We start from the raw sequence: 236 nt of genomic DNA on the forward strand, positions 1-236 counted from the left end.
TTCGACAGGCACCGCTGTGCGGGCCCGGGGAATGGTGCTGTGGTCGGCCAGAATTGGCCCCTGGTCATAAGTGGGCGTCAATTCGATGAACCTCGAGGCCACCAGGCTTGGGGAGATGATGATGGCCTGGGCATCCGCGGGTATTGGCACGTCGCCTCTGACACCCATCACGATCTTGGTGTATTCGGGCTCTGGTGAAATGGATTTGATGGTGCCGATCGTTACGCCGGCCACTC

General features: G+C 60.2%; 1 protein-coding gene. It reads right to left on the minus strand.

The annotated features are described in order from the left end of the window. On the minus strand, positions 1-236 hold a 236-nt coding region (locus JF781_RS28340; RefSeq protein WP_225341400.1), incomplete at both ends, for an MlaD family protein.

This window comes from Mycobacterium sp. WUMAC-067 (genome assembly GCF_020217485.1).
Classification (GTDB): Bacteria; Actinomycetota; Actinomycetes; order Mycobacteriales; family Mycobacteriaceae; genus Mycobacterium.